This is a genomic window from Flavobacterium anseongense (assembly GCF_021608185.1).
GTDB classification, from domain to species: domain Bacteria; phylum Bacteroidota; class Bacteroidia; order Flavobacteriales; family Flavobacteriaceae; genus Flavobacterium; species Flavobacterium anseongense.
The window spans coordinates 23,041-48,951 of sequence record NZ_JAKIHN010000003.1 but is presented as its reverse complement, the minus strand read 5'-3'; the positions used below and the strand labels follow the sequence as shown (position 1 = coordinate 48,951).

Annotated in this window: 39 protein-coding genes; 1 reads left to right on the top strand and 38 read right to left on the bottom strand. The window is 32.4% G+C overall.

Annotated features, from left to right (window positions below; translation table 11 throughout):
• Positions 1-71: 71 nt before the first annotated feature.
• Positions 72-497 (bottom strand): hypothetical protein, encoded by a 426-nt coding sequence (locus L1S35_RS05360; protein WP_236397492.1) that lies wholly within the window; start codon positions 495-497, stop codon positions 72-74.
• Positions 498-660: 163 nt separating this feature from the next.
• Entirely contained in the window at positions 661-912 is a 252-nt protein-coding gene (locus L1S35_RS05355) for a hypothetical protein (protein ID WP_236397490.1), read from the bottom strand.
• Between the two features lie 247 nt (positions 913-1,159).
• Between L1S35_RS05355 and L1S35_RS05350 the strand changes: the two genes are divergently transcribed.
• Positions 1,160-1,399 (top strand): hypothetical protein, encoded by a 240-nt coding sequence (locus tag L1S35_RS05350; protein ID WP_236397487.1) that lies wholly within the window; start codon positions 1,160-1,162, stop codon positions 1,397-1,399.
• Between the two features lie 246 nt (positions 1,400-1,645).
• On the opposite strand, the gene L1S35_RS05345 is transcribed toward L1S35_RS05350, so the two are convergent.
• The 36 genes from L1S35_RS05345 to L1S35_RS05170 form a co-directional block, all read right to left on the bottom strand.
• Positions 1,646-2,101, bottom strand: a complete 456-nt coding sequence (locus tag L1S35_RS05345; RefSeq protein ID WP_236397484.1) for a DUF7684 family protein — start codon at positions 2,099-2,101, stop codon at positions 1,646-1,648.
• Positions 2,102-2,263: 162 nt separating this feature from the next.
• The gene (locus L1S35_RS05340; RefSeq protein WP_236397481.1) at positions 2,264-2,869 is read right to left on the bottom strand and encodes a hypothetical protein; all 606 of its coding nucleotides are present in this window, start codon (positions 2,867-2,869) and stop codon (positions 2,264-2,266) included.
• A 159-nt stretch (positions 2,870-3,028) separates the two neighbouring features.
• Positions 3,029-3,475 (bottom strand): hypothetical protein, encoded by a 447-nt coding sequence (locus L1S35_RS05335; RefSeq protein WP_236397478.1) that lies wholly within the window; start codon positions 3,473-3,475, stop codon positions 3,029-3,031.
• Between the two features lie 166 nt (positions 3,476-3,641).
• On the bottom strand, positions 3,642-4,019 hold the full coding sequence (locus L1S35_RS05330) for a hypothetical protein (protein ID WP_236397476.1): 378 nt from the start codon (positions 4,017-4,019) through the stop codon (positions 3,642-3,644).
• Positions 4,020-4,187: 168 nt separating this feature from the next.
• Positions 4,188-4,778, bottom strand: a complete 591-nt coding sequence (locus L1S35_RS05325) for a toxin-antitoxin system YwqK family antitoxin (protein ID WP_236397473.1) — start codon at positions 4,776-4,778, stop codon at positions 4,188-4,190.
• Positions 4,779-4,919: 141 nt separating this feature from the next.
• On the bottom strand, positions 4,920-5,360 hold the full coding sequence (locus L1S35_RS05320) for a hypothetical protein (protein WP_236397470.1): 441 nt from the start codon (positions 5,358-5,360) through the stop codon (positions 4,920-4,922).
• Positions 5,361-5,512: 152 nt separating this feature from the next.
• Positions 5,513-6,193 carry a hypothetical protein gene (locus L1S35_RS05315; RefSeq protein ID WP_236397468.1) on the bottom strand — a complete coding sequence of 227 codons (681 nt, stop codon included), beginning with the start codon at positions 6,191-6,193 and terminating at the stop codon, positions 5,513-5,515.
• Between the two features lie 139 nt (positions 6,194-6,332).
• The gene (locus L1S35_RS05310) at positions 6,333-6,926 is read right to left on the bottom strand and encodes a hypothetical protein (RefSeq protein WP_236397465.1); all 594 of its coding nucleotides are present in this window, start codon (positions 6,924-6,926) and stop codon (positions 6,333-6,335) included.
• Positions 6,927-7,091: 165 nt separating this feature from the next.
• Complete coding sequence (locus L1S35_RS05305) at positions 7,092-7,550, bottom strand: hypothetical protein (RefSeq protein WP_236397462.1); 459 nt, start codon at positions 7,548-7,550, stop codon at positions 7,092-7,094.
• Positions 7,551-7,708: 158 nt separating this feature from the next.
• On the bottom strand, positions 7,709-8,125 hold the full coding sequence (locus L1S35_RS05300) for a hypothetical protein (protein WP_236397458.1): 417 nt from the start codon (positions 8,123-8,125) through the stop codon (positions 7,709-7,711).
• Positions 8,126-8,279: 154 nt separating this feature from the next.
• Positions 8,280-8,822, bottom strand: coding sequence for a hypothetical protein (locus L1S35_RS05295; RefSeq protein ID WP_236397456.1), 543 nt, complete (start codon positions 8,820-8,822; stop codon positions 8,280-8,282).
• 169 nt (positions 8,823-8,991) lie between these two features.
• Positions 8,992-9,642 (bottom strand): hypothetical protein, encoded by a 651-nt coding sequence (locus tag L1S35_RS05290; protein ID WP_236397454.1) that lies wholly within the window; start codon positions 9,640-9,642, stop codon positions 8,992-8,994.
• Positions 9,643-9,813: 171 nt separating this feature from the next.
• Positions 9,814-10,299, bottom strand: a complete 486-nt coding sequence (locus L1S35_RS05285; RefSeq protein WP_236397451.1) for a hypothetical protein — start codon at positions 10,297-10,299, stop codon at positions 9,814-9,816.
• Positions 10,300-10,454: 155 nt separating this feature from the next.
• Positions 10,455-11,291 (bottom strand): hypothetical protein, encoded by an 837-nt coding sequence (locus L1S35_RS05280; protein ID WP_236397449.1) that lies wholly within the window; start codon positions 11,289-11,291, stop codon positions 10,455-10,457.
• A 158-nt stretch (positions 11,292-11,449) separates the two neighbouring features.
• The gene (locus L1S35_RS05275) at positions 11,450-11,980 is read right to left on the bottom strand and encodes a hypothetical protein (protein ID WP_236397446.1); all 531 of its coding nucleotides are present in this window, start codon (positions 11,978-11,980) and stop codon (positions 11,450-11,452) included.
• Between the two features lie 147 nt (positions 11,981-12,127).
• Positions 12,128-12,559, bottom strand: a complete 432-nt coding sequence (locus tag L1S35_RS05270) for a hypothetical protein (RefSeq protein ID WP_236397444.1) — start codon at positions 12,557-12,559, stop codon at positions 12,128-12,130.
• A gap of 1 nt (position 12,560) precedes the next feature.
• Positions 12,561-12,830: a hypothetical protein gene (locus tag L1S35_RS05265; protein WP_236397442.1), complete on the bottom strand. Its 270-nt coding sequence runs from the start codon at positions 12,828-12,830 to the stop codon at positions 12,561-12,563.
• Between the two features lie 176 nt (positions 12,831-13,006).
• Entirely contained in the window at positions 13,007-13,651 is a 645-nt protein-coding gene (locus L1S35_RS05260) for a putative endonuclease domain-containing protein (protein ID WP_236397440.1), read from the bottom strand.
• 148 nt (positions 13,652-13,799) lie between these two features.
• A complete protein-coding gene (locus L1S35_RS05255; protein WP_236397438.1) occupies positions 13,800-14,294 on the bottom strand; it encodes a hypothetical protein in 495 nt (164 codons plus the stop codon).
• A 168-nt stretch (positions 14,295-14,462) separates the two neighbouring features.
• Positions 14,463-14,819, bottom strand: coding sequence for a hypothetical protein (locus L1S35_RS05250; RefSeq protein WP_236397435.1), 357 nt, complete (start codon positions 14,817-14,819; stop codon positions 14,463-14,465).
• Between the two features lie 188 nt (positions 14,820-15,007).
• Positions 15,008-15,241 carry a putative signal transducing protein gene (locus L1S35_RS05245; RefSeq protein WP_236397432.1) on the bottom strand — a complete coding sequence of 78 codons (234 nt, stop codon included), beginning with the start codon at positions 15,239-15,241 and terminating at the stop codon, positions 15,008-15,010.
• Between the two features lie 184 nt (positions 15,242-15,425).
• A complete protein-coding gene (locus L1S35_RS05240; RefSeq protein WP_236397430.1) occupies positions 15,426-15,800 on the bottom strand; it encodes a hypothetical protein in 375 nt (124 codons plus the stop codon).
• A 161-nt stretch (positions 15,801-15,961) separates the two neighbouring features.
• On the bottom strand, positions 15,962-16,738 hold the full coding sequence (locus L1S35_RS05235) for a hypothetical protein (RefSeq protein WP_236397427.1): 777 nt from the start codon (positions 16,736-16,738) through the stop codon (positions 15,962-15,964).
• 152 nt (positions 16,739-16,890) lie between these two features.
• The gene (locus tag L1S35_RS05230) at positions 16,891-17,829 is read right to left on the bottom strand and encodes a hypothetical protein (protein ID WP_236397424.1); all 939 of its coding nucleotides are present in this window, start codon (positions 17,827-17,829) and stop codon (positions 16,891-16,893) included.
• Positions 17,816-18,274: a DUF6932 family protein gene (locus tag L1S35_RS05225; protein ID WP_236397421.1), complete on the bottom strand. Its 459-nt coding sequence runs from the start codon at positions 18,272-18,274 to the stop codon at positions 17,816-17,818. The genes L1S35_RS05230 and L1S35_RS05225 overlap by 14 nt, the downstream gene beginning before the upstream one ends.
• 129 nt (positions 18,275-18,403) lie before the next feature.
• Positions 18,404-19,036, bottom strand: coding sequence for a hypothetical protein (locus L1S35_RS05220; protein WP_236397418.1), 633 nt, complete (start codon positions 19,034-19,036; stop codon positions 18,404-18,406).
• Between the two features lie 172 nt (positions 19,037-19,208).
• Positions 19,209-19,925, bottom strand: a complete 717-nt coding sequence (locus tag L1S35_RS05215) for a hypothetical protein (protein ID WP_236397414.1) — start codon at positions 19,923-19,925, stop codon at positions 19,209-19,211.
• 173 nt (positions 19,926-20,098) lie between these two features.
• Positions 20,099-20,611 (bottom strand): hypothetical protein, encoded by a 513-nt coding sequence (locus L1S35_RS05210; RefSeq protein ID WP_236397411.1) that lies wholly within the window; start codon positions 20,609-20,611, stop codon positions 20,099-20,101.
• Positions 20,612-20,786: 175 nt separating this feature from the next.
• A complete protein-coding gene (locus L1S35_RS05205) occupies positions 20,787-21,386 on the bottom strand; it encodes a hypothetical protein (protein WP_236397408.1) in 600 nt (199 codons plus the stop codon).
• Between the two features lie 153 nt (positions 21,387-21,539).
• Positions 21,540-21,965: a hypothetical protein gene (locus L1S35_RS05200; protein ID WP_236397405.1), complete on the bottom strand. Its 426-nt coding sequence runs from the start codon at positions 21,963-21,965 to the stop codon at positions 21,540-21,542.
• 167 nt (positions 21,966-22,132) lie between these two features.
• Positions 22,133-22,447: a hypothetical protein gene (locus tag L1S35_RS05195; RefSeq protein ID WP_236397402.1), complete on the bottom strand. Its 315-nt coding sequence runs from the start codon at positions 22,445-22,447 to the stop codon at positions 22,133-22,135.
• A gap of 162 nt (positions 22,448-22,609) precedes the next feature.
• Entirely contained in the window at positions 22,610-23,173 is a 564-nt protein-coding gene (locus L1S35_RS05190) for a hypothetical protein (protein WP_236397400.1), read from the bottom strand.
• Positions 23,174-23,328: 155 nt separating this feature from the next.
• The gene (locus L1S35_RS05185; protein ID WP_236397397.1) at positions 23,329-24,054 is read right to left on the bottom strand and encodes a hypothetical protein; all 726 of its coding nucleotides are present in this window, start codon (positions 24,052-24,054) and stop codon (positions 23,329-23,331) included.
• A gap of 167 nt (positions 24,055-24,221) precedes the next feature.
• Positions 24,222-24,524, bottom strand: a complete 303-nt coding sequence (locus L1S35_RS05180; RefSeq protein WP_236397394.1) for a hypothetical protein — start codon at positions 24,522-24,524, stop codon at positions 24,222-24,224.
• Positions 24,525-24,701: 177 nt separating this feature from the next.
• The gene (locus L1S35_RS05175; RefSeq protein ID WP_236397391.1) at positions 24,702-24,998 is read right to left on the bottom strand and encodes a hypothetical protein; all 297 of its coding nucleotides are present in this window, start codon (positions 24,996-24,998) and stop codon (positions 24,702-24,704) included.
• Positions 24,999-25,172: 174 nt separating this feature from the next.
• On the bottom strand, positions 25,173-25,910 hold the full coding sequence (locus L1S35_RS05170) for a hypothetical protein (RefSeq protein ID WP_236397388.1): 738 nt from the start codon (positions 25,908-25,910) through the stop codon (positions 25,173-25,175).
• Between the last annotated feature and the right edge of the window lies 1 nt (position 25,911).

The following is a 25,911-nucleotide window of genomic DNA, read 5'->3' as shown; positions in this document are numbered from 1 at the left end:
TGGGAAATCCAGCGGATTTTCCAAAACGCACAAAACTAGCTGTTTCGCCAAACGGCTGTTGTGCGCAGTATTTAATACTTTCCGGCTCTTATTAAACTATCACGATATTTATAAGCATCATCTAAGTCTATAATCATAGTTTTTTTTCCACGTATTACATAAAGTGATTTGGATTTAGCTTGTTTTACTACCGAATCACCAACGTATATTTTTTTCCAAATTTTTTCTTCGTTTTGAAATATTTTATTTTTTGAATCTTTAAGGATTATGAAAGTATTGTTGCGGTTATCTCTGCCTTTGTTTACAACAATTCCAAAATACTTTTCCTCAAATTCGTTCTTTCGCCATTCCTTATTCTGTTCATACCAATTGAATTCCTTCACGATATTTTTTTGAAATACAAAAATGAAAATGCCAATAGCAAGAAGCACAAAAAGGATTCGATATCTCACTTGAGATTCTGTTAAATTTTCAAACCAGCTTTCATTTTGTCTCATATTAAACAATAGTGGTGAATATTGCGCACAACGTTCCGCCGCTTGTCGTCAGTGGCGACAAGCTAAACGGTTAGTGGTAAAGATATGAAAATTTCCGGCGCTCGATTTTCCATTTTTGGAAAATCGATACCAGCCATTGCGACAAACGGCTGTTACCAGTAGTTTATTTTTCTTTAGCTTCCCAATTTTTCAACCAATATTGGAAACCCAATGCATCTGTATCATTTCCTTTTGAAATTTCTCTAATTATTTTCAGGGCTTCTTTTTCAGCTTCCTTTTCGAGATTTAGTTTTTCAAGTAAATGAACTGAAGCCCAAACATTGGTTTTGTTTTCTTTTACCAACAATAACTTTTCAAATTCGACTAATCCATTTCCGCCAAACTTTTCCAGCAAACTATTTACTATTTCGTACATCTTTTTTACGGATTGATTATGCTTCTTGACGGAACTTTTGTCTGAGTAATCTGTTCCAGCACAGACTTCTGTCAAATACTTATATTTTTCAATTGTCTCGTTTAAATTCATACGTGTTTATAAATTACTGGTAACGTTCCGCCGCTTGGCGTAGTAGCGGCAAGTTAAAGAAAAATATGATAAGAAATGCTGAAGTTCAGAGTATTTTCCAAGAAAGACAAACGAGCTATTACGCCAAACGGCTGTTATGCGTTCGGTTTTCTTTCTCCACAACATTTTTTCACGCATTACTTTGCCGGTTTCTTTTGACGTCAACATATATTTCTCTGTTGGATGTAAATATTCTTGTGTTAGTATTCAATATTCTTCCAATCATACTCAATATTCTTCTGATTGTACTCAATATTCTTCTGTTGGTATTCAATATTCTTTCAATCATACTCGATATTCTTCTGATTATACTCAGTATTCTTCTGTTGGTATTTAATAATCTTCTGATGGAAGTTAATATTCTTCAAACATCTAATGATATTCTTCTGATAGTTTTCTGTTTTCGTCAATTCGACAACAGTAGTTCTAGGTTAGGGGAAAACTGACGCATAACGTTCCGCGGCTTCGCGTCAGTTGTGAAGCCAGCGAACGGATTATTTTCTGTTAAAGATAAACGTTTTTCGTGAACACGTAAAAACAAGAACCAACAATTGCGCGAAACCGCTGTTATAAGCAGGCTTTGTTAATCTTCTGGCAAGTAACCTGATTCAAATTTCTTTATCAATTCGATTGTTTTTTCACGAGCGTTTCTGCTAACATCAAGAATTACCACTTGTGTAATTTCTGTTTCTTCATTATGCGTTACATAAGTTCCAAACCAAATTCCATTTTCAAAATCTTCATCTCCAGTTGTCATAATAACATGTTTTGGCAAATAAAGATTTTCAACTTCACGAATTACAATTTCTTCGTCAGCTAAATCATGAATCAAATCATGCTGTTTGCCAACACTATGAATATAGCCAACGTTTCTGTCAATTGCTTTCCGGATTATCTCATCAAAATAATTTCTGTTTTCTTCTTCTGCAATAATGACTAAACACCAATTTCCTTTTGGAAAATCTGCAATCCAATTTTTGGAAGTGTCATACACTTCGAATTTTATTTCTCTGTCAAGAATTCGTCCTAGTATTTCCATTTAGTGTCTCGTTGGGAAAGCTTGCTTATAACGTTCCGCGGCTTCACGCAGTGGCGACGCCTTTAGTGATTAGTTGTAAATATATGTAAATTTCCTTTTCGATTTTCCGGCTGAGGAAAATCGGAACCAGGCATTGCGTGAAACCGCTGTTATGAGCAGTATTTATTCTATTACATCATCAACTTCTAATGTATTTGGATTTAAATCTTCAATTTTTATTAAAACCATTTTTTCAAATACAAGTTTAATTCTTCTATAAGCTCCATTTTCAACAACGCGGAACATATCGAATGTAGCACTTGTATCATCAATTTTTGTATTGTCTATTGTTTCATTTGCGCCATTGAGTATTAAGCTTTGAAATTCTTTGACAAATGCTTCTATTTCAGTTTTGTCTTCAAACTTAAAACCAATAAAACTTTTATAGAACTCTTTTTCTAAACCACTGTACCAAATCGGAGGCCCAAAAATTATCTTATTTTGAGATTTGTTGAATAGAATTAAACAATCAGAATCTAAGATATGTTGGTCGAGAAAATTTACAATATCTACAGTGTAAAGCTCATATCCAGTCAGCCCTTTTTCAATAATTGGTTTCTTGAGTTTTCTTGGTTCATTATCTTTCGGATAATATATCCAAATACCGTCTGCAACAAAAGATTCTTTAACAGGAAATCTTTCTGATAAGAGTTTTTTTAATTGAATGTTTTCTTGTGAAAAACTGTTCAATCCAATAATTAAAAAAGTTAAGAAAATTGTCTTTTTCAAAATATAGTTTGTGATATTGCTCATAACGTTCCGCCGCTTGGCGAAGCAGCGGCAATTTAAGAAAAATTATGTTAGAAAATCCAAATTGGAAAATCCAGCGGATTTTCCAAAGCGCACAGAACTAGCTGTTTCGCCAAACGGCTGTTAGCACCAGTTTGCTTACTTCAAAATTTTCTCCAACCACTTTTCTGTTTGGCTCCAAATTAGGTTGTCTTCTTTTGAGTAAATATAATCTTTAATTGGTTTTGCTTGAATGTAAGTGTCGTTGGAGTAAGTGTAAAGCGTATCTTTTGAATTGTAAACTTCTTTGATTAATTTCTTTTCAGCATCATTTCCAGTTACTTTTTTCAAAGCAATCAACTTCTCAAAAGTTACGGCTGCAAGATATTTTTCTGCTGGATTTTTTGACAACATCAACTTTTGAATTTCTTCGTATTTTTTGGCTTTGATTAGTTTGGAAACTTCAGTTACTACTTTTGAATTTTCATTTACGCAATAAAAGCAAATAACACTCTCTTTTACTTTCGATAGTTTTATCGCGTCTATATTTTGCGCTTTCACATTGGAAATAGAAAAGAAAAATAATATTGATAAAATTGTTTTCATCTTATGAATGTCGGTTCGGCAAATTGGTGCTAACGTTCCGCCGCTTCTCGTCAGTTGCGAATTGCGGAACTGCGTACTTTCTGCTAAGATAAAAATTATTGCGGAAACTGAACTTGAACTTACCGTAAATTTCGCAATTGCGAGAAACGGCTGTTAGTGGCTGCCTTTATTTTTTTCCAGTTTCTCTTCCAGTTTCTTTTCCAGTTTCTTTTCCAGTTTCTTTTCCAGTTTCTTTTCCAGTTTCTTTTCCAGTTTCTTTTCCAGTTTCTTTTCCAGTTTCTTTTCCAGTCAAATTGTCCAAGTCTGGTGTTGCGCTAACTTGAGAAACAAACCACATCGTTCCTTTAGTCTTCCATATTCTGTTTGCCCAAACTATTCCGATAAATAAGCCCAATAAAGCAACAATAATCGCAATAATCAGTCTTATTTCGGTTGGATTTGGAAAATATATAAAAGCTGCAATTCCTAAACCAATTAAAAGCGGCGAAGCAACAATTTGAAGCCATCCAATAATTTCCATTATGTATTCAAAAACTCTATGCATAATGTCTTTTTTAAGCGATTTCTGTGAAGGTTGCCACTAACGTTCCGCGGCTTCGCGCTGTAGCGGCAAGTTAATGAAAAATTTGGTAGAAAGTCGAAATAGGAGTGAACTGAGTATTTTCCAAGAAAAATAAAACTAGCTATAGCGCGAAACCGCTGTTATGCACAGTTATTGAGCAATTAAATTCCCATTTATATCATATTCTTTTCTCGATTTGAGTAAAGCGTATTTTTCATAAAAGGAAACTTCTTTAATTTTTCCGTTTTGATAAAACATTTTAAATTCTCCAATTGGAAATCCATTCTCAAACGTTCCCTCAAACTTTACTTTTCCATTTGAATATTTTCCAACTTTATAACCATTACAAACTATTCCACAATCTAGATAACGCTCTGACATTGACATTCGGATTTTTTGTTTCTCGGAATCACTTGTCTTTTTTGTAAATGAGGCGTTTGTTTGCTCAACAAATGTTTTGATTGATGGTAAATTTAAAGTGTCTGAATTTCTATTTTGTTTAATAACGATTTCATATTCCTCGCCAATTTCTGTAGCTGTAAGTTTGTAAATTCCAGCTGTCGGTAATGTAATAGGATTTTCGTCGAAGGAATTATATTTCTTTCCGTCTTTTTCTAATGTATAAAAAAGTGAAGTCTCAACATTTCCAGAACATTGATCTTTCAGATATAAGTTATATTTTATCCCTTGAGAAAAACAAGTTACCGAGATAAAAAGTGTTATAATTTGCAGTTTCGTCATAATAATTGTGCATAACGTTCCGCGGCTTCGCGACAGTTGCGATGCCAGCGAACTGATTATTTTCTGTTAAAGATAAATGTTTTTCGTGAACACATAAAAATAAAAACCAGCAATTGCGCGAAACCGCTGTTATGTGCAGTATTACCATTCTCGCCACGCTTCAGTTATATCTTCGTCCTTTGAGTTATAACCTTTTTTATTGCCTGCTAAAATGATTACTTCTGCTATTTGTTCCCTTTCGCCAGTTTCAATGAGTTGTTCACCGCAATTTTTATTGAGTTCATTTAACTCTTGGATTTTCGACTTGACAATTTCCATTCCATCGGCTTTTGAATTACTCTTTGCGAGTTCTAATATATAGTTATGTAAAATCGTTACGCATTGATTTACATCTTTTTCTGTATAGTCTGGATTCACTTCTTTCATATAATTAATCATGCCTATCCTAATAGTCTCAACTTTAATCAATAAGTCTTGATATTCTTTTGGAACATCTGACGATTTAAATTGATCTTTCTGTTTAGAATTCTGTGTACATGAATTCGCAAAAAATAATAGGAGTATAATAATCTTTATTTTCATTGTTTCTATTTAAGAAAAACGTGATTTAATATTGCACATAACGTTCCGCGGCTTTGCGCCGTAGCGGCAAGTTAAGGATAAATGTAATAAGAAATTCTGATGTTCAGTGTATTTTCCAAGAAAGATAAACTAGCTATGGCGCAAAACCGCTGTTAGCTGCCGTTTTGTTTCCTGAATTTACGCTTCATCTTTTTATACTCTTTGTACTGTTCTCTTGTCATTCCTCGGCAGATGCATGTAAGATTACAGGTCCAGCAACGAAACGGAATTTCATTTTGGAAAATTGCGCTTAACTTTTCAGAGTTGACGAGTGTATAAATTCTATTCACAAAGTTTTGGATTCTCACTGCTTCTTCCAAATTGTCTTGTGCTTTCGGTGTCCAATAGTTTTTGAAAGAATGCTGAATAGAGTCTTTATATTCGATGATATATGTTATTCCATCAAATCCTTGTTGCCACCTAGGAATATATTTGTCACTCGGAATGGAGTTTATTTTTAGACTATCGATGAGCTTAAAAATTCTTAAAGTTGTATCACTGTCGAAATTAAATTTTCTCTTAAATACGCTTGTTGAATCTTTGAATTCATCTATCTCTCTGGCGAAAAACTCAACTGTTCCTTTTATATTGCCTTTCGTTTTTGAAACCTCAATTGAAACACATGGAGTTTGTAATCTAAAGAAAATGTCATTTTCGTTAACTGCTTCATAAGTTTTATTTCTGTATTTCATCCAATAAGTTGTATCACTATCTTTTGTAAATGGAAGTTCTTTTCGCAATTGGGCGAATGAAGAGAATGAAATTAAAAGTGCTAAAAAAATGATTCGTGTCATAAAATGGCAGCTAACGTTCCGCCGCTTGGCGTAGTAGCGGCAAGTTAAAGAAAAATGTAATAAGAAATACTGAAGTTCAGAGTATTTTCCAAGAAAGACAAACTAGCTATTGCGCCAAACGGCTGTTAGCAGCAGGTTTTTATTTTACTATAGTATCATAATCCACAAACTGAGAGATTTCCATATTCTTTAAATCAACGATTTGAAAAAAGTCCATTTGGTTAGCCAAACCGCACCAAGTTGATGGTTGTTCGCGAAGCAAGAGTTTATCGTTTGAAATTTTATACGCTTGCCGGGATTCAAAGTCAAAATATAACTCGGATTTTCTGGAAAACATTTTGCCATAATAATTTATGACATTAAAATTCTTTCCTTTATAAAAATATACGTAATCATAAACGTTACCTTTTCTTTGTTCTCGTAGAACGTTTATCAGTAATGTGTCAGATATTTTAATCTCATATTCGCGAATGAATGATTCTTCATTTTCAAAATCATTTTCAGATAAGAATTTAGTTTTGCATTGCAATTCTTTAAGTTTATCAAATTTAAAATGTGTGGTTAAGCTATCATCTTTAACAGTCTCATTTTGTTTAGCATTTCGGAATCTTAATTCTGTTTTTGCATTTCCAGATACATTTACTTCTAAATTCTTTTCTTTATTCAATTCAGGAGATTGTCCTTTTTGACAAGATGCAATCAAAACAAATAATAAGAAGTAATATATTTTCATCTTTTTTAAGATAAGGTTGTCGAAACTTGCTGCTAACGTTTCGCCGCTTGGCGTAGTAGCGGCAAGTTAAAGAAAAATGTAATAAGAAATGCTGAAGTTCAGAGTATTTTCCAAGAACGACAAACAAGCTATTGCGCCAAACGGCTGTTACCAGTAGTATTTTTTTTAAGAACTTCCCAATATTCCATCAATAAATCCAATAACACTTCCTTTTATTTTCTGCGTAAAATTTGTTGGATTTTCACGGTTTGGATCTTCAATCCAAAATCCACAAACATTACAACTTATTTCATCCTTAATTGTAGCTTGTCCCGAAAAACCATCAAGTGCAGCAACTTCATCGTCGCCATTAAAAGGTTTGTCTATTGTGTTTGTCCACTCGACTTTTCTTTTGAGTAATTTTTGGCTTCCGCATCTTGGACAAGTTTCATTTTTAGAGATTTCACTTATTCCATTATTTTCTGCGATGAGTTTTTCAATTTTCTCTGCGCCCATACCTTTTCTCTCAATATACTTCTCTATTTCTCTTTGAGTTTCCGGCATATAAGTTTTCAACTTGAATTTGGCAAAATATGCTAATTCGGTTTCGTTCAATTCGGAAAGAAATTCGTGTACTTTATGCATGGTTGAAAATATTACTGGTAACGTTCCGCCGCTTGGCGAAGCAGCGGCAATTTAAGAAAAAATATGATAGAAAATCTAAATTGGAAAATCCAGCGGATTTTCCAAAACGCACAAAACTAGCTGTTTCGCCAAACGGCTGTTATAGGCAGTAACTTATCTTAATTAGCTCTCATTCCACTATCACGAGCTTTATAAATTTCTCTATAATCAACTTTGATGACTGTATCTTTTTTATAAATATTTAAAATTGGAGAATTAGTCTTGGAACTTAACGAATCACCGACTTCAATTTGTTTCCAAATTTCTAAATCTTCAGAATAAAGCTCCTTGCCTTTTAATTTAATAAATGGCGTGTTTCGATTAGAACTGTCTACTCCATGTTTCAACACAACTCCTTCAATATTGGTTTCTGTTTTGCGTTTTAACCATTCTTTATTTTGTAAAAATTCGTTTGACATATTTCCATAATTATAAAGCAAGAAAACAATCACCGGTAAAACAAGTAGTGATGTCCAAGGATTTATATTTTTATTTTCAAAGTCTATTTCAAAGCCATCTTTCCAAAATTTCTTCATCAATTGTAGTGTCTGGTTATTGCCTATAACGTTCCGCGGCTTCGCGACAGTTGCGATGCCAGCGAACGGATTATTTTCTGTTAAAGATAAACGTTTTTCGTGAACACGTAAAAACAAAAACCAGCAATTGCGCGAAACCGCTGTTAGTGGCTGGCTATTTTTTCATTTCAAAAACCATCATCTTTAAACTATAATCTTTCCGCTCTCTTTTCTTAAGCTTAAAACTTGGTTTGAAGAAGAAGTTTTTATCGGTAATTAAATGATAACAATATTGAGGTAAACTTTCGGTTGAAATTGCATCAGAGCAACTTTGAGTCATTATTGTATATTCTTGCTTTAAAATCTTATTTAGCTCACTCATGACCAATTCTTTCTTGTTGTTTCTCTTAGCAAACAAAATAAAGCCAACACATTTTAGAGTTCCATTCGGTGAACTTTGTAATTGTTCAATTTCGTTATCACTAATGATGGTTTCCAATTTTTGCACATCAACATATTGATGTTCACATAATTTATAAGCAATATATTCCTTGGCTTTATTCGTGTTCCGTATTTTAATTCCGGAAACTGAACTCTTAACAATCTTCTGAATTAGTTTCCCTTTTTCGGAAATAGAATCAGTAAGTATATCATTTTGTCCAAAGAATTGACTTGTCCAAATTATGCTTAAGAGAAATGTGATTAGGATTTTGTTCATTGTTTCTAACTTACGTTCTGATAGCTTGCCACTAACGTTCCGCGGCTTCGCGTCAGTTGCGACTTAAGGAAAGCTTTGCTTTCCACCACGAAGAACGAAGATAGAAAATAATTGCTTTATTTCCACAGGAAATGAAGCAATTGCGCGAAACCGCTGTTGTGTGCAGTTTTTAAGCTAAATATTGAAAATTCCAATTTATTGATTTATTGTTGGAGTATTTCTGTAAGATTTTTTCAATTATGGGTTTTCTATGTTCAGCTCCAACAAGAAACAAACCTTTTATATACTTTTTATCCTCACAAATTTTATAAATGTTTTTTAACATCTCAGTCTCACGCAAGTCATTCATTTCAGTCCATTTTCTGTAAGTTTCTACAGCCTCAAAATCATTACTCGAGGAAATAATTATATTTTCGATTGATTTTAATTTATCGCCGAAAATTGAACATTCATCGCTATTCAAGAAACGAAAACCATATCGCTGCGAAAGAATTTCTCTTTGAAAATTAATATTTTGATATTCAGTGTTACTTTGAAATGGATCAAAGACTTTTGCGAATTTATTCTGTAACTCACTACTCATCTTCCTCTCCAAATCTACTGGTAAATGTTCAATTTGTTTCCCTTGTGAAAAACGTTTTATACATAGTGTCTCAATAGTGTCATTCCGTTGTCCTAAATAAATTAATGTGTGATTTTGCGGTGATTGTTCTTCAAATATCACATCAGGATTTATTTCTTCAATAATTCTGTAAAGTTCAATTGGATTACAGTTACCTTTTGGACGATGAACCGTTGCTATTAGGATTATCTCAGTCATCAATGTTAATGATATAGTTCTATAAAATTGCACACAACGTTTCGCCGCTTGGCGTCAGTAGCGGCAATTTAAGAAAAAATATTATGCGGAAGCACAGGTTTTCGGAATCCGTTAGGATTCCGGCGCAACTCTTACTAGCTATTGCGCCAAACGGCTGTTACCAGTAGTAGCTTATTGAATAACTACAATTTTATGATTGAGAATATATTCTTTTTCAATGTATCTTATTTTTTTATCTGATCGTTTTGTATCAATCGTAACATGATCATTTAAAATTCCATTAATATAAAAGACTCCAAGTTCTTTAAAAATAATATTATCCAAGAGAATTGCATTGTTGTCAATCGCACCGAAAGTATCAAGTTTCATTTTTCGCAATGCAGCTATATTTTCATTTGGATGAGAACTTTTGGTAAGGCTGAAAATAATATATCTATCAATTCCATTCTTTTTCTCCATAACATTCTTTGTAATCGTATCAAAGATTCCAGAGTAATAAATTTTTCCTTTATAAGATATGTTTTTATGAATAGTATCAGGAAATTCGAAATTAATCTCAGGTAATTTTTTAAGTTCATTACTTTGGGCTGATTTCTTTTTCTCTGTGCAGGACAAAATAATGGTGGATATTAAAAAGGTAAGGCAAAGATTCTTCATTGAGTTAGGGTTTCGTGCTATTACTGGTAACGTTCCGCCGCTTGGCGTAGTAGCGGCAAGTTAAAGAAAAATGTAATAAGAAATACTGAAGTTCAGAGTATTTTCCAAGAAAGACAAAACCAGCTATTACGCCAAACGGCTGTTATGCACAGTGCTTACTTTTTCGCTACAAATGCTTTTCTTTTTTCAGGATTAATATTTCCTTTTAAAATTTCTTTAATGTCTAATTGAAGTTGTCCAAAGTCAATGTCTTCTTTATACGTATATGCATACAAGGTTCCACTTACTTCGTTTTTTGCAGTTTCAAGTCTTTTTGTCAACACATAATCAAAGCTGCTATTACTTGCATGAAACATTAAAACTTGAAACCTATACAACTGGTCTTTATCATTTCCATTTTCGTCTGTACTGTAAACATAGTAAACAACTTTAGAAAAGCTACTTCCAAATCGATCTTTTGGTAATTCATGAAACCATTCATAACCCCAAATGTTTTTCTTTTCGAAAGTGAAGTAGTCGAAATTGAAATATTGATCTATTCCTTCTGGAAGTTCATTGTTTATTTTTGCAGTATATAATTTTTCTTTCCATTTTTTAGCTTCTGAGAAATTTTCCAAACCAAAATTGGAAATGACAATATTCTTCATCATAAAGTATTTTCTTTTCTTAAACTCGGAATCAAAATACTGCAAACCTTTTTCAATGGCTTCAAATGCTTCTAACCCGAAGGCTAAAGACTTATCAAATTTTTCCTTTAAACGATTTTCTTTTTCAAGTTCGGTAGCAGTGACTGTATAATAAAAAAGAGAGTAAGAATATAAAGTGTCATTTTTTGGAAGGTTTCTTTCTAAACTTTTGAATTTAAAATATGCAGAATCAATATTATTCGTCTGAAGAAGAATTGTCGCCTTTTGATATTCTGAGAGTGAATTATTTTGAGACAGAGCTTTTGAAGAAAAAAATATTAGAATCAGGATTAGTGCTTTTTTCATGATAGTGTGTTTGGCATTGTGCATAACGTTTTGCGGCTTGTCGTCAGTTGCGACTGACGAAAGCCAGTTTTTCCGCTAAGGAAAAACTAAGATAGAAAAAAATTGCGTCCAATCCGCAGGATTGAAGCAATTGTGACAAACCGCTGTTATATGCAGTGCTATTCACGAACAAATTCCGAATCCTTCACATTAAATTTTACACTGTACATTTCTCCAACCCAAAACTTTTCAAGGTCATGCGGTTTCTCTTCGGGAGCAATTATTTTTACCACAATTATTTTCTGACCTAAACTATCAATATAACATGCAAATTGTTTATTAAGCCTTCTCATTTGTGATTGAATGCTTTTTACATATTTAATAATTTCTTTATCTTCTTTTCGATAATATTCTGGGTTTTTTAGAGAATCATAATTAAGCATCTTTTGACCTTCTCTAATAAATTTCACATAATCTTTTTCAAGTTTTTTATTTACCGCTATAATTTCAGTGACACTTGGTGAAATGGGAATTTTTTTGCTTCTGCCAACCATCCATTCTTTTGTTATACTATCACTGAAAACTACTGATTTTGAATTCTTAAATTCATATGTTGTCGAATACTTATTCAATTTGATTTTATAATCATAAGTCTCAGAAGATTTACATCCTGAAATTAATATTATAATTATAAAGATGCAGTTTCTCATAGCATTGCATATAACGTTCCGCGGCTTCGCGTCAGTTGCGACTTGAGGAAAGCTTTGCTTTCCACCACGAAGAACGAAGATAGAAAATAATTGCTTCATTTCCAGAGGAAATGAAGCAATTGCGCGAAACCGCTGTTAGTGGTAGTTTTAACCTTCCGGTTTTGTCGTTTCTGTTGTTGTAGACGGAACTATATTTTCAGTGACAGCTTCAATTTCTTCCTCCCCTTCATCAACAAAATCAGGAGGAATTCTATCTTTTATAGTTTTAATTACGGATTTAATGGATTTTCTTCCTTTACGCCACATAAGTATCATATATACTCCTAACAAGGTGCCAATTATTGTAACAAATAAGTATATGTTTTGTAAAAGCGGTGTGCCAAATGTACAAGTTGATAATGTAGAAATACCAGAAAATGCAATAGACAACAAAAAGATAGCAAAATTCAACTGTAAACTTGTTGTTTCTCCATTTTCTAAAATGTCTAATTCGTTTTCTTTCACTTCATAAAGATTGACAGAGTCCACTCTGCCTCTTTTTACCCTAAAGGATTTTTCTGAGTTAGTGTTCTTCCCCATTTTATAAGTGTTTTTTTAGCCAGTCTGAGTTTTCTGTAGCATATGTGTTTTTCCATGCTGCTACAGTCCCAGTTCTAATAACAAATATTCTATCTGCAGCTGTCAATAAAGGTGAAATGAAATCTCTCACTTCTGTTGCTTTTTTGTCTGATTTTATTGCCCAAGCATTGTCATGAATTGGACAATATAAATTAAATTCTTTTAGCTTTTCTTTTACTTGTGCTCTCCGAGTAGGGTCGTTAATTTCAAATGTTACAATATATGTTGTCATTATTATTTAGTATTTTCTTTTTATTCGATTCGTCTATTAAAATTACCACTAACGTTCCGCCGCTTGGCGTAGTAGCGGCAAGTTAAAGAAAAATATAATAAGAAATGCTGAAGTTCAGAGTATTTTCCAAGAAAGACAAACGAGCTATTACGCCAAACGGCTGTTAGCAGAAGTTTTTATTTCCTAAAATACTTTTTGTTTAATTCTTCAACGCTAAAAATTCCATTGCTAATTGCAAAGTCATAATATTTTCGCCAGTATTTAAAATCTTTTTGAGTTCTGCAATTAATTTCGATTGATGGGAAAGACTTTCTTTCGTCATCTTCAATTACTATTTTTGGTAGATAAAATTTGTCAACACATTTAAAAATGTTTTCTTCCAAATTTTCGTCGATTGCCTTTTTGTTTTCGGATTCGAGCAAAGTTGATAAATTTATTTTTCCTCTTTCGGAAAATGTTGCTGGAAACATTTGGCTGAGAAAATATATACACTCGTTCAAATTATGGGTAACGTCTTTTCCTTTTATTCTGATGATTGTTTTTACTTTACTTTCTCCAAGTAAAAAACTGTCTCTCCAAATATCGTTTTGTTGATTATGATAAGCTTTTCCATCAAGCTCTATGACATATTCAATATTTCCTTTTCTAATTAGGAAGTCAACCCTAAAATTTCCAATCTTGGTTTTATACTCTCTCTGCGGCTCTATCTCGGTTCCAATTTCAAGATATTTTACAATTTCCTCAAGAAAGAAGCGTTCTATCGGGCTTTCCAAAACGTTATCATCGAAATAGTTGGATTTATCATTTATTGTGAATATCATTTTCCAGTGTGGTTATAAAAATTTCTGCTAACGTTCCGCCGCTTGGCGTAGTAGCGGCAAGTTAAGAAAAATAATGTTATGAAATCCAGATTGGAAAATCCGGAGGATTTTCCAAGAAAGACAAACCAGCTATTACGCCAAACGGCTGTTACCTGCTGTTTATTTTACTGAAATTTTTAAATACATATCCATTATATTCGATTATCGAATTATCTTCTTGACTTGCTCCAATAACTACCATGTAGCCAATATCATCATGAAAGTCAAAATTTATTTTTAGAGTGAAAAGCTCGGAAAAGGTTTTTGTCATTATTTCATTAAGCATTTTCGGCATTTCTTTGGTAAGCTTTTCAGCTTCAAAAGCAAAGAATAATTTATTCGAATCTTCAGCGTAAGCTATTGGAATGATTGAAGTATTTTCAGTTCTGTTATCTTTTTCTGCTATACAAGTAAAAATTTCTCCACAATCTAAGCGAAAAAATGGAACATTTAATTTTGCTAAACTTTGAAATTGATAATTACCTTCACTTAAATATAAAGCTTTTTCAAATGCCATTTGGTCACAATTTGGACATTTCAATTTTTCTCCGTCAAAGAAATATTCTTCTTTTTCACAATTTGGACAAATATAATGATTAGTCATTTTACGTGAGTTTGGGTTAAATAGCAGGTAACGTTCCGCCGCTTCTCGTCAGTTGCGAACTTCTGAACGAATTATTTTCTGTTAAAGATAAAAATTCTTGCGAAACGTAAACGTGAACTTACCACTAAATTCGCAATTGCGAGAAACGGCTGTTAGCGGCTGGACAGTTTACCAGTTAATCACAAAGATGCTTTCTCCTTCCACAAAATTGTCTACAAAGTTTTTCTGAAAATTTATTTCCAACTCAGCCTGACTTTCATCTTCTCTGGCATTCAAATATGACTTTGCTTTTTTAACATCATCTATTGAGAAATAAAGTTTATCATTTTCAAAAGCTTTTATAAAATCTTCGTTCATCCGTTTTCTTAAATATCCATTTTCAGAATAGTATATTTTCCCGTCAACGATAAGATGACCATATTTTTTTAAAAATTCCGGATTGTCTTTAAAATCTTCAACTTCTAAATAATCAATATTTACATCGCTTTTTATGTCTAATTTAATATGAAAAATATCTAATCCCATTTTTTAAGGTTGTGTGGTTGTCTTGCCGCTAACGTTCCGCCGCTTCTCGTCAGTTGCGAACTTCGGAACGAATTATTTTCTGTTAAAGATAAAAATTCTTGCGAAACGTAAACGTGAACTTACCACAAAATTCGCAATTGCGAGAAACGGCTGTTAGCGGTTCGGTTGCGTATTAACACTTGTCAGTATTATTTTCCGACTTCTAATTTTCCATTTCCATAATCTTCCACAACTTTTTTTGCCTTTTCAAAATCTTCATCATTGACTTGCAAAATCAGCGGTTTGAAACCTCCAGGACTTACAACCCAAGGCTCAATGCCTGACATATATTCATTAACCGCAAACACTTCAATATTTTCATTTTCTAATAAATTTCGAATGTTCATTGCTTCGATAAATTCTCCACTAAATATATTTGTCATGCTTTTGTTTTTTAAACGTGAACTTTCTCGTTTCTGGCGAGCAACTGACCGCTAACGTTCCGCGGCTTCGCGACAGTTGTGAAGCCAGCGAACTAATTATTTTCTGTTAAAGATAAACGTTTTTCGTGAACTCATAAAAATGAAACCAACAATTGCGCGAAACCGCTGTTAGGCGGCGTAATTCTCAGTAACCTTTGACTTTCAACTTATCTTTTTTCAAAATTCTGTTTTTCGAATAATATTCTACTTTCTGTTTTTTGATGTCAACTTTTACTAAATCGATATTTTCAAATAACTTAAAAGTTATACTTGGCCCAAGAATACTCAAACCAATTTCAACATTTAAGTTTTCCAACTTCAAATTTGCTTTTCCATCGAAATCTGTTTGAGTTTCTATTGTCGGATTTGAATTTTTTACTGCAATATTTGCGCCAGGCATTGGTTGATTTTTCTCTGCGTAAATTTCAAACGCAACAGTTTTTAGTTTCTGCTGAGAATAACAACTTGCTATTGTTGTAAATAAAAGAATTGCTAATATTTTTATGCTTAAGTTCTTCATTATACGAGGTCGAATTATGCCGCCTAACGTTCCGCCGCTTCTCGTCAGTTGCGAACTTCGGAACGAATTATTTTCTGTTAAAGATAAAAATTCTTGCGAAACGTAAACATGAACTTACCACAAAATTCGCAATTGCGAGAAACGGCTGTTATGAGCAGTAATTATTTCATCGTAACTGATTTCCATTCCATTACTAACTTTCCATTTGCAAATACGTCTGATATTTCCAAAAATTTAAATTTGCTTTTACCAGTTTTCTTATATAGTTTGTCAAAGTCTTTGAAAATGTCATATTTTCCATTTTCAACCATATGTGTGAAAGTGTTAATTTCTTTCCATTTTCCGTTCTTAAATGTCCAAAACCTTACTGCTTTATAACGACTTGTACAAGACGTTTTGTATTCTGCTAGTTCATTACCACCATCTTCATCAATATCTCCAATATTGAACAGATATTCAAGTTCACAGCAAAAGGAATCTGATTCTATTCTCGGAATGTTATTGTTTGTAAAATAATATGATTTTCCATGATTTTCTTCGCACCAATTTAACGGGTATAAAATGAAAACAGAATCGTTTTTTTCGTCTCCATTCAAATCCCCCAAATCCTTAAACCCGAAGTCTGCATAGCGTTCATAGACTTTTTTCTTTTTTTCAATTTCTGGATAGCAATCACCTCCTTTATAATCTTTTTGACCTTCATACATAGAGATGTCTAACTTGAATTTGCCTTTAAGAATAGAATCATTTATAAACTGAATATCGTTTGACAATACAGAATTTTTGGGCATAGTGTCTTTCATGATTTTTATTTGTTCATCGTAGGAAAGCTCTTTGGCTAAATTTGTATTAGAAACCTTTTTAATTTCTGTTTTTTCCGTTTCTTTTTTACAAGCTAACAAGCTAAAGAAAGTAATTAAAAAGATGAATTTTCTCATTTGCAGGATTTTATTATTGCTCATAACGTTCCGCGGCTTTGCGCCGTAGCGGCAAGTTAAGAATAAATGTAATAAGAAATTGTGATGTTCAGAGTATTTTCCAAGAAAGATAAAACCAGCTATGGTGCAAAACCGCTGTTGGCAGTAGGTGTTTATTTTTTAGTAATTTCGACTAAATTATATTCAAATTTTTCTTTTTGTGAAAGTGTATTCACTATTGTAGTTTTTGAAATAATTATATCGCAAATTTCTCCAACATGCAATTCTTTAATTACAGCAATAATCGAATTTGGGTATTTAACTCCGAAGCTATGATTATTACTTGTATCGATTACCTCGATTTTATTTTTCAAACTTAAAGTGATAATTTCTACCTCGAAACTCATAGTTTCAGGATCTAAAATTTCTATACTTTTAAAAGTATTATAGAACATAGATATCTTCTCAGTTGTACCGAACCATTTTTTTGTTTCATAAGTTGGACTTTCCCAACTTATTTCTACTTCTAAATTATCTTGAATTAATTCTTCTAAAAAATCTGAAAAATATTTAGAACTTCTAGTTCCTACTTTTTCAATATTATCTATCAATTCTGATTCATTATTGGATGAGAATAATTCAAAAGTATTTTCAAGTGAATTTTGAATTATACTATTGCCAAAAATATCAGGGCTTGTTTTTGCAGAAATATAAAATATTGTTGAGCCTACTCCTAAACCCTCTAATCGAATATCTAAATTATTCTTCAATAGTGATTCTATTTTTTTTCCGCCTTTTTTACCGTATTGTAAGAATTGAGAAGTCTTATAAATCGCATTTGAAAATGAGTCAGTAATTCCACCTACAGAACCTAATGGGAAAGTACCGTCTTTAGCAATATTTCCGATTAGTCTTAAGGCAATAATTTCTTTATTACGTTTTAAATTTTCATGATAAATGTAGCCTTGTAAGTTTTCAATTTCTGATTTGTAATTTTCGATTTGAATTTTTATTGCAAAATTCTCTGGCTCACTTAAAAGCACCAAATTAAGCTCTTCAATTTGAGATTGAAGATAAGCTATATTATCTCTTAAGTTATTAACTGTCGCCATAAGTAAATTTTGCTATACCTTTAGGTTGTTCACTTCTTGAATATCCGAACCAGCCACGCCAGTAGCTTCTATTGTTTACATCATCATCAGCACATATTAAAACGTCAATATTGTATCTTATCTTGGTCGCCGTTCTATTGCCTAACAGACTGTTAACTATAACTTTCTGGTCGTTAGGTAATAAGTTTAACTTATTCGCATTGTAAACAACCAAAATATCAATATCTTCAGGTTCTATTTTTAATGTTGTAAAAGAGCCATCCAACCAAATTTCAAAGTTAGTATTAATTTTAGATAACTCGTTTAGGAAGTTTCTTAATTGATTTACCAATGTTTGTCTTTTTGAATTATCTTCAAAATTTGTTACGAATAATTCATCTAATTGATTCAAATCAATCGTATGAAATCCTGGAGGGAATATAGGTTCGAACTCTGGTTTAGTCATTCTTTAAGGTTTGGTTTCTGACACTTACTGCCAACGTTCCGCCGCTTGGCGTAGTAGCGGCAAGTTAAAGAAAAATATAATAAGAAATGCTGAAGTTCAGAGTATTTTCCAAGAAAGACAAACCAGCTATTACGCCAAACGGCTGTTAGCGGTAGTGCGTTCTTTTTCTATCTCGGTTTTAAACTCTGCAACTTCGCTTCGGCTTTTTTCTCCAAGAACATTTGCTACTTCGTCAAATTCTATCTTTCCATTAAGATAGTAGCTAATTAATTCTTGTCGTACTTTCTGAAAATCATTACCGTTTATTTGCTCAAATTGATATCTTTTTGATTCGCCTGATTCAAAAAAGATTACTATAAAATTTCTAGTTCCATTTGAAAGTGCTGGACCAAGATTCCCTTTAGATGTATTTACTAATTTTCCACTATAGTCATCATTGGAGATTTTAATCGTTCTAATTTTTTCAATCGGATAAATTTCTTCACAAACGGTAATCTTTTCTTTTTCAAATATTAAATAGCCTTCAAATTTTCCGCGAATTGGTTCATATCTACCAATGTTGTAGAATTTTAAAATTACACCAAACATAAATGTACTAAGCACCAACCACATAAAGACTTTATCAATTAAATTTTCTTCAATATTGAGAACTTTTTGTTTAAAAAGCATTACTCCGAAACAAAAGAATATAATTGAATATGTTATGATTTCTGCGCTCCAGTAAAATTTATTAGGTTTTTTGTAAATTGAAAATTTCTGCATATTTTCTGCGTATGTTTTTGAGCATTACCGCTAACGTTTCGCCGCTTGGCGTAGTAGCGGCGTGCGTGATTGATTTGTTTCTGCTAAGATAGGATTTTCCAGCGGAAAATCCGTAACCGGCATAAGCAGCCGAGCTATTGCGCCAAACGGCTGTTATAGGCTGGGGCTTGAGTTACATATAGATTCTTTTCTCTTTCTTTTTATAAGTTTCTTTTGCTTTTCTAACAACATCCAATTTGGACTCAAATTCATAATAATCTTTTGAAAATGGCTTTACGTTGCCATTTAGGAATTTCTTCGACCAATTGATTTTCTCTGGCAAAAACTCTTGTTTACTTCTTTTGTATTTGAGCACAACATTTTCTTCTTCAGTTGTCTTTCTAACTCTGTAAAATGCTTCACTTTTAGTTTTTCTAAGTTCTTCTACTAAATTGTCAAAAGCTTTGCTTTTTAGGGTGTCTGTTTCGCTTGCTATACAAAATGAACCTCTAATGTTTTCTTCCGGAAACACTCCGAACAGAGAATTGTTGTCTTTCAAAAATGATACGAAATTTTCATTTTCAATGGCTACAAAATATTCCGGTTTTAGTCCAATGTAATTTGGAAAACCATATTTTGTTTCTTTTCCGTTAGAATTATAATTCCGTTCTGTTTGGTAGATATAAACTTTTTTAGAATCTAAAATGAAAACGATATCAAGATAGCATTTCATGTCTTCTGGAATTAATGGAGAAGGCACTTTGTTTGCTTTCATCCAAGCTTCCTGAATTGAATCTTCTTTTGAAATTATATATTCAACTTTCGGAGTTGGCTTTTCTGCATCTTTTTTACAGCTAGTAATTCCACAAGCAATTAAGAAAGAAAGCAAATATGTGAATTTTAATTTCATAGTTGTAAAGTAGGAAGCCCTTGCCTATAACGTGCCGCGGCTTGAAGCAGTAACGAAGCCAGCGAACGGATTAATTTCTGTTAAAGATAATTATTTTTCGTGAAGAAAGAATTTCCTTTTACAACTAAACTAGTTATTGCTTCAAACCGCTGTTGGCGGTAGTTGACTAATATTTACTTCATCCCTTTATCCTTTAATACTTCATCCATTAACTCATTATCGAAATACATAAAGAAAATTTCAGGTTTATTATTTTTAAGATTTTTGGTAAAGGTTACCGTTGAAAAACTTAAGTTATTGTTTGCTGTTAGATATCTTCGTGTATAAGACAACCTATTTGCAGGAATCGTGTCTTCTCGAGTCGTCACATCTTTTAATTCCTTGATAATCTCTTGTATTGGCTGAATATTTGTTGTCTCGACACGATCAAATTGAACTAGAAAAATTTTGCCATTTTTTGTTCTTACATATAGATCTTTGACATAACCAATTTCTTTGGACAAATGAAATTCTTTAGCGCTAAAATAGTCTGCTTCGAGTTTCCGGAATAATTTGAAATCTGGATTTTCACTGAATGTTGTTCCTGTTTTTAGATTTCCAAATCCGCGAAACGTTTCGTTTTTATTTTCAATATTTTGACATGATAAAATCAGAACTAAAAAACTTGCAAACATTAACTTTTCCATATTTTCTCTTTTAGTAGTAAGTTCGTTTCAATTACCGCCAACGTTCCGCCGCTTGGCGAAGCAGCGGCAATTTAAGAAAAATTATGTTAGAAAATCCATATTGGGAAATCCAGCGGATTTTCCAAAACGCAGAAAACTAGCTGTTTCGCCAAACGGCTGTTATAGGCAGTATGACTTACCTTATTTCTAAATAATAATTTTGGAAATCTCCATTGAAATTTCTCGGCTTAATTTTATTTTCTATAAATGGCCAACTTTCACTTTCAAATGCTCTTGAAGGATTAACTTTAATTTTAAAATAATTATTTGATGAATCTCTAACTAAATATTTCGGAGACTTTAAACCATTTTTATCAATTATGTAAAAACCTTTAATGTCATGTTTTTTTAGTTTAGTTTTCTCCCACTCATTTTTAAATTCCATTTCAGTGTTGTCATTCATTAGAACGTGTAAGTCATAAGAAAATTTGTTGTTTTGGTTTGTACTAATTTCAAAAGTTAAGTTTTTAGAATTTCCTTTTTTACTTTCTACGACTATCAATCTTTCTTTCTGAGGATAACTATTTAAAATTAAACTGTCATTCAAAATGTTATACTTTCCTTCTACAAGATATTCTGAGAAGTTTAAGTGACAACTGTAGATAAATGTATCGTCATTTTTTAATTCTATGCTTTCATAAAAGTGAGATGCGGAATATGAATATTTTCCTGTATTGAATAGATTCAAATTCTGAAATAGAAAAAATGTAAATATGAAGTATATTGTTCTCATCATAGTATGTCCGGAATATTGCCTATAACGTTCCGCCGCTTGGCGAAGCAGCGGCAATTTAAGAAAAAATATGATAGGAAATCTAAATTGGAAAATCCAGCGGATTTTCCAAAACGCACAGAACTAGCTGTTTCGCCAAACGGCTGTTACCAGCAGTTATTTACTTATAGTTCCATTAACACAGCTTTTTTTAGTACCTATTTCAATTATCCAAAACTCTTTTCCATTAATGTTTTTCTGTAACAATTCTTTATTTATGATTGGATATTCATGTTTATATTTTGGCATTATTTCAGTAAATTCCAAATCATAAATTTCGCCGTTGAATATCACATTTCCTGGATATTGTAAGCAAGGAAATATTCCATAAAACTTTTCTCCGTACAATGACTTGTCAGAGCTATCTATGACTTCAAAACCTATTACAATTCCAAATGTTTTTGAACTCAAGCATTTTTTAACTTCAAAGTCTGGCTTGATTGGTTTGACTCTTATAAATTGATTAGATTCTATAGAGTTAATTTGAGCTTCGCAAATCAAGCTAAATAAAGAAAACGTGATAATTAAGATATAGTTCTTCATAATTGCTGGTAACGTTCCGCGGCTTTGCGCCAGTGGCGGCGACGTGGAACGGATTAGTTGTAAAGATATGTAAATTTCCTTTTCGATTTTCCGGCGCCGGAAAATCGGAACCAGCTATTGCGCAAAACCGCTGTTATAAGTAGTAAGCGCTTCAAACTTGGTAACACTTAATAGATTACCAACCAATCATCAATAATTTCACCTCTACTGTCTACGTCCATTGCGTAATCTCCAATCGGAATAGTGAAATCATTGTTTTTATGTAAAGAATAAGTCGTTCTTAGAATGAAAGTTTTATTTCCATATTCCCAGAAAACTAATTCCTGCTTTTGTGATTTCAAACTAATTTCTTCGAATACTATTTCATTATTATCTTCTTCTTCTGCGTAATTTTTAATGCATTCCAAAGCAGATTTCTTTGTCAAATTCCACAAGTCATGCTCTTCGCTGAATGAATTAAGTATTTCTGTAATATTTTCCAATGGTTCTAAAGTTTCGTGCGCTTATTACTTATAACGTGCCGCCGCTTGGCGTTGTAGCGGCAATTTAAGAAAAAATATAATAAGAAAGCCAAATTGGAAAATCCAGCGGATTTTCCAAGATGCACAAAACCAGCTATAACGCCAAACGGCTGTTAGCACCAGTTATTTTATTTGTTTGAGAACAGCTAATAAATCTGGAATTTTATTTACCTGAGTTTCTGTCCAAAAATAATGTTGATAATCAGTAATTCCATTATCTTTTAAATAAATAGATATTCTTTTTCTGCTTTTTTCTATTAGGAAACTAAGAGTAATTTCTTTAGAATTGAAAATATAAGTTACTGATTGATTTACTTCGGTTTTGTTTTTGAGATTTGGTATTACATATTGTTCAATGAAATATATAAACTCATCAACTTCACTTAAATCTATCCAAGAAGACTTGAAGTAATTGCGATTATTTTCTGCAAGTACAGACATGTCCATTTGCAATGACTTTACTTTTTGATTTGATTTTAAATCAATTACTTCGATAGGAAAAAAATAGACAATTTCTCCAATTCCAGATTTAAAATCTGCGTTAACATCCCAGTTTCTATTAATCTGAGTCATTTCTGCATTGGCTATAAACTCTCTAGTGTCGGAATTTATTTTTTCTTTTTGTCCATAGCTTAAAGATAATGTCATCATAAACAAAAAGCTTCCGAGTAGTTTTTCGACTTTCATATGATTTGCTTTGTTTGGTTACGTCCTGAATAATTGGTGCTAACGTTCCGCGGCTTTGCGCCGTAGCGGCAAGTTAAGAATAAATGTAATAAGAAATTCTGAAGTTCAGAGTATTTTCCAAGAAAGATAAAACCAGCTATGGCGCAAAACCGCTGTTATACGCCGAATTTTGATAGCATGAAGTCTCTTATTTTTACTATTTCTAACATTTCTGGCTGCTCTGCGCCATAACTGTCAATAATTTTTTCTCCAAAGACTTTTAAGAAACTATTGTAAAACAATTTAATGTTACTCAATAAATATTCTTGGTCCGTTGAATCTTCAATTCTAGTTTCGACATTTATAATTAAGTCATGTAATGAAAGTAACATAAATTCATAATTTAAATACATGCTATATAGTTCATAATTTTGTCTATCATATTTTGTGCTTCCCGCTTTTCGAGCTACAAGTCTAGCTGTATATTCGTTTAAAGCATTTATTCCTTTATAAACTATTGGTGGATTAGGAGAGACAGTTTCTGCACTATAATCAGCCCAAAATCTTACCACAAATTCTAATTCTCTTAAAGTTTTTTTTATGTCTTCAAATTGAGAAATATATTTTTGATATATTCCTTCTGTTCTTGCTCTTTCTTTTTCGTCATTTAGAGCTTTCGCCTGAATTCTGTTAGCTTCTAATTGTGCTTGGAAAGAAATATAAACTAAATATGCACCAATCAAATTCAATATCGGCGCACTTATTCCGCCAATTGTATCGCCAACTTGACCAGTACTTGAAAAATCAAATGATGAGAGAAATGCAGGTCTTGTGAACAAATAAAGAGAAATGAATATTAGTAAAACTCCAATCGATAAAATAGTAATGTCCTGTTTTTTCATATTAGCAATTTTGTGTGAAATTTGGCGTATAACGTTTCGCCGCTTGGCGTTGTAGCGGCAATTTAAGAAAAAATATAAAAGAAAGCCAAATTGGAAAATCCAGCGGATTTTCCAAGATGCACAAAACCAGCTATGACGCCAAACGGCTGTTGTGAGACGTTCTTATACTATGGCAAATCTCTTGGTTTTTCACTTACTGGACTTTTTCTAATTTTAATTCCCAACCAAATAAAATATATGCCTACAGCAATGGCTAATAAAAAACCTAATGAGCGAACTTTTTCAACTGTTCGTATTGCCGTTTTAAATTCCGCATAACTTGAATAACTTTGATATATTTCTACAAACTTGGTTGAAAAAAAAATTATAAAAAAACCTCCGGCGAAGAAAGCTTTACTAGATTGATAAATTTTATTTTTTTTATCAACTCTTTTCCAAAATTCTTTCTCTTTTTTTTCTTCTGAATTCATCTATTATAAAAGGTTTTTCTAGAATGTCTCACAACGTTCCGCCGCTTGGCGAAGCAGCGGCAATTTAAGAAAAAATATGATAGAAAATCTAAATTGGAAAATCCAGCGGATTTTCCAAAATGCACAAAACTAGCTGTTTCGCCAAACGGCTGTTACCAGCTGGTTTTGCCACGTTTCTTAATTCAATCGCGCTATTACTTCACCAATAACCCAAATCAACACAACAGTTAAAACTCCGTTTACTGTTATACCAACAATTTGCTCCATGGAATTCGGTTCTTTCAGTCCTCGAATAGAATTTATTAAGCCAAATACTCCAACAAGTATTGCCACTATCTCAAGCATTCCAATTCCTAAATTCAAGGTTTCTGAATTAGAGGAAGCTCCAAAAAAGTTTACAATGAAAGCTAACACAAATAATAATAAAGCAATCATTGCAGAGTTAAAGCCTTTTTTTGATTTCGATTCTTCCATTGTGATTTGTTATCCTTTTTCGGTTAGGTAAACTTGCTGGTAACGTTCCGCGGCTTCACGCAGTGGCGACGCCTTTAGTGATTAGTTGTAAATATATGTAAATTTCCTTTTCGATTTTCCGGCTGAGGAAAATCGGAACCAGGCATTGCGTGAAACCGCTGTTATGAGCAGTATTTATTCTATTACATCATCAACTTCTAATGTATTTGGATTTAAATCTTCAATTTTTATTAAAACCATTTTTTCAAATACAAGTTTAATTCTTCTATAAGCTCCATTTTCAACAACGCGGAACATATCGAATGTAGCACTTGTATCATCAATTTTTGTATTGTCTATTGTTTCATTTGCGCCATTGAGTATTAAGCTTTGAAATTCTTTGACAAATGCTTCTATTTCAGTTTTGTCTTCAAACTTAAAACCAATAAAACTTTTATAGAACTCTTTTTCTAAACCACTGTACCAAATCGGAGGCCCAAAAATTATCTTATTTTGAGATTTGTTGAATAGAATTAAACAATCAGAATCTAAGATATGTTGGTCGAGAAAATTTACAATATCTACAGTGTAAAGCTCATATCCAGTCAGCCCTTTTTCAATAATTGGTTTCTTGAGTTTTCTTGGTTCATTATCTTTCGGATAATATATCCAAATACCGTCTGCAACAAAAGATTCTTTAACAGGAAATCTTTCTGATAAGAGTTTTTTTAATTGAATGTTTTCTTGTGAAAAACTGTTCAATCCAATAATTAAAAAAGTTAAGAAAATTGTCTTTTTCAAAATATAGTTTGTGATATTGCTCATAACGTTCCGCCGCTTGTCGTCAGTGGCGGCAAGCTTAACAGTTAGGTGTAAAGATATGTAAATTTCCGGCTTTCGATTTTCCATTTTTGGAAAATCGATACCAGCCATT

Coding starts and splice junctions, on each gene's coding strand:
- L1S35_RS05360 (WP_236397492.1), bottom strand. CDS start 497: ATGAGACAAAATGAAAGCTGGTTTGAAAATTTAACAGAATCTCAAGTG.
- L1S35_RS05355 (WP_236397490.1), bottom strand. CDS start 912: ATGTACGAAATAGTAAATAGTTTGCTGGAAAAGTTTGGCGGAAATGGA.
- L1S35_RS05350 (WP_236397487.1), top strand. CDS start 1,160: ATGCGTTCGGTTTTCTTTCTCCACAACATTTTTTCACGCATTACTTTG.
- L1S35_RS05345 (WP_236397484.1), bottom strand. CDS start 2,101: ATGGAAATACTAGGACGAATTCTTGACAGAGAAATAAAATTCGAAGTG.
- L1S35_RS05335 (WP_236397478.1), bottom strand. CDS start 3,475: ATGAAAACAATTTTATCAATATTATTTTTCTTTTCTATTTCCAATGTG.
- L1S35_RS05330 (WP_236397476.1), bottom strand. CDS start 4,019: ATGCATAGAGTTTTTGAATACATAATGGAAATTATTGGATGGCTTCAA.
- L1S35_RS05325 (WP_236397473.1), bottom strand. CDS start 4,778: ATGACGAAACTGCAAATTATAACACTTTTTATCTCGGTAACTTGTTTT.
- L1S35_RS05320 (WP_236397470.1), bottom strand. CDS start 5,360: ATGAAAATAAAGATTATTATACTCCTATTATTTTTTGCGAATTCATGT.
- L1S35_RS05315 (WP_236397468.1), bottom strand. CDS start 6,193: ATGACACGAATCATTTTTTTAGCACTTTTAATTTCATTCTCTTCATTC.
- L1S35_RS05310 (WP_236397465.1), bottom strand. CDS start 6,926: ATGAAAATATATTACTTCTTATTATTTGTTTTGATTGCATCTTGTCAA.
- L1S35_RS05305 (WP_236397462.1), bottom strand. CDS start 7,550: ATGCATAAAGTACACGAATTTCTTTCCGAATTGAACGAAACCGAATTA.
- L1S35_RS05300 (WP_236397458.1), bottom strand. CDS start 8,125: ATGAAGAAATTTTGGAAAGATGGCTTTGAAATAGACTTTGAAAATAAA.
- L1S35_RS05295 (WP_236397456.1), bottom strand. CDS start 8,822: ATGAACAAAATCCTAATCACATTTCTCTTAAGCATAATTTGGACAAGT.
- L1S35_RS05290 (WP_236397454.1), bottom strand. CDS start 9,642: ATGACTGAGATAATCCTAATAGCAACGGTTCATCGTCCAAAAGGTAAC.
- L1S35_RS05285 (WP_236397451.1), bottom strand. CDS start 10,299: ATGAAGAATCTTTGCCTTACCTTTTTAATATCCACCATTATTTTGTCC.
- L1S35_RS05280 (WP_236397449.1), bottom strand. CDS start 11,291: ATGAAAAAAGCACTAATCCTGATTCTAATATTTTTTTCTTCAAAAGCT.
- L1S35_RS05275 (WP_236397446.1), bottom strand. CDS start 11,980: ATGAGAAACTGCATCTTTATAATTATAATATTAATTTCAGGATGTAAA.
- L1S35_RS05270 (WP_236397444.1), bottom strand. CDS start 12,559: ATGGGGAAGAACACTAACTCAGAAAAATCCTTTAGGGTAAAAAGAGGC.
- L1S35_RS05265 (WP_236397442.1), bottom strand. CDS start 12,830: ATGACAACATATATTGTAACATTTGAAATTAACGACCCTACTCGGAGA.
- L1S35_RS05260 (WP_236397440.1), bottom strand. CDS start 13,651: ATGATATTCACAATAAATGATAAATCCAACTATTTCGATGATAACGTT.
- L1S35_RS05255 (WP_236397438.1), bottom strand. CDS start 14,294: ATGACTAATCATTATATTTGTCCAAATTGTGAAAAAGAAGAATATTTC.
- L1S35_RS05250 (WP_236397435.1), bottom strand. CDS start 14,819: ATGGGATTAGATATTTTTCATATTAAATTAGACATAAAAAGCGATGTA.
- L1S35_RS05245 (WP_236397432.1), bottom strand. CDS start 15,241: ATGACAAATATATTTAGTGGAGAATTTATCGAAGCAATGAACATTCGA.
- L1S35_RS05240 (WP_236397430.1), bottom strand. CDS start 15,800: ATGAAGAACTTAAGCATAAAAATATTAGCAATTCTTTTATTTACAACA.
- L1S35_RS05235 (WP_236397427.1), bottom strand. CDS start 16,738: ATGAGAAAATTCATCTTTTTAATTACTTTCTTTAGCTTGTTAGCTTGT.
- L1S35_RS05230 (WP_236397424.1), bottom strand. CDS start 17,829: ATGGCGACAGTTAATAACTTAAGAGATAATATAGCTTATCTTCAATCT.
- L1S35_RS05225 (WP_236397421.1), bottom strand. CDS start 18,274: ATGACTAAACCAGAGTTCGAACCTATATTCCCTCCAGGATTTCATACG.
- L1S35_RS05220 (WP_236397418.1), bottom strand. CDS start 19,036: ATGCAGAAATTTTCAATTTACAAAAAACCTAATAAATTTTACTGGAGC.
- L1S35_RS05215 (WP_236397414.1), bottom strand. CDS start 19,925: ATGAAATTAAAATTCACATATTTGCTTTCTTTCTTAATTGCTTGTGGA.
- L1S35_RS05210 (WP_236397411.1), bottom strand. CDS start 20,611: ATGGAAAAGTTAATGTTTGCAAGTTTTTTAGTTCTGATTTTATCATGT.
- L1S35_RS05205 (WP_236397408.1), bottom strand. CDS start 21,386: ATGATGAGAACAATATACTTCATATTTACATTTTTTCTATTTCAGAAT.
- L1S35_RS05200 (WP_236397405.1), bottom strand. CDS start 21,965: ATGAAGAACTATATCTTAATTATCACGTTTTCTTTATTTAGCTTGATT.
- L1S35_RS05190 (WP_236397400.1), bottom strand. CDS start 23,173: ATGAAAGTCGAAAAACTACTCGGAAGCTTTTTGTTTATGATGACATTA.
- L1S35_RS05185 (WP_236397397.1), bottom strand. CDS start 24,054: ATGAAAAAACAGGACATTACTATTTTATCGATTGGAGTTTTACTAATA.
- L1S35_RS05180 (WP_236397394.1), bottom strand. CDS start 24,524: ATGAATTCAGAAGAAAAAAAAGAGAAAGAATTTTGGAAAAGAGTTGAT.
- L1S35_RS05175 (WP_236397391.1), bottom strand. CDS start 24,998: ATGGAAGAATCGAAATCAAAAAAAGGCTTTAACTCTGCAATGATTGCT.
- L1S35_RS05170 (WP_236397388.1), bottom strand. CDS start 25,910: ATGGCTGGTATCGATTTTCCAAAAATGGAAAATCGAAAGCCGGAAATT.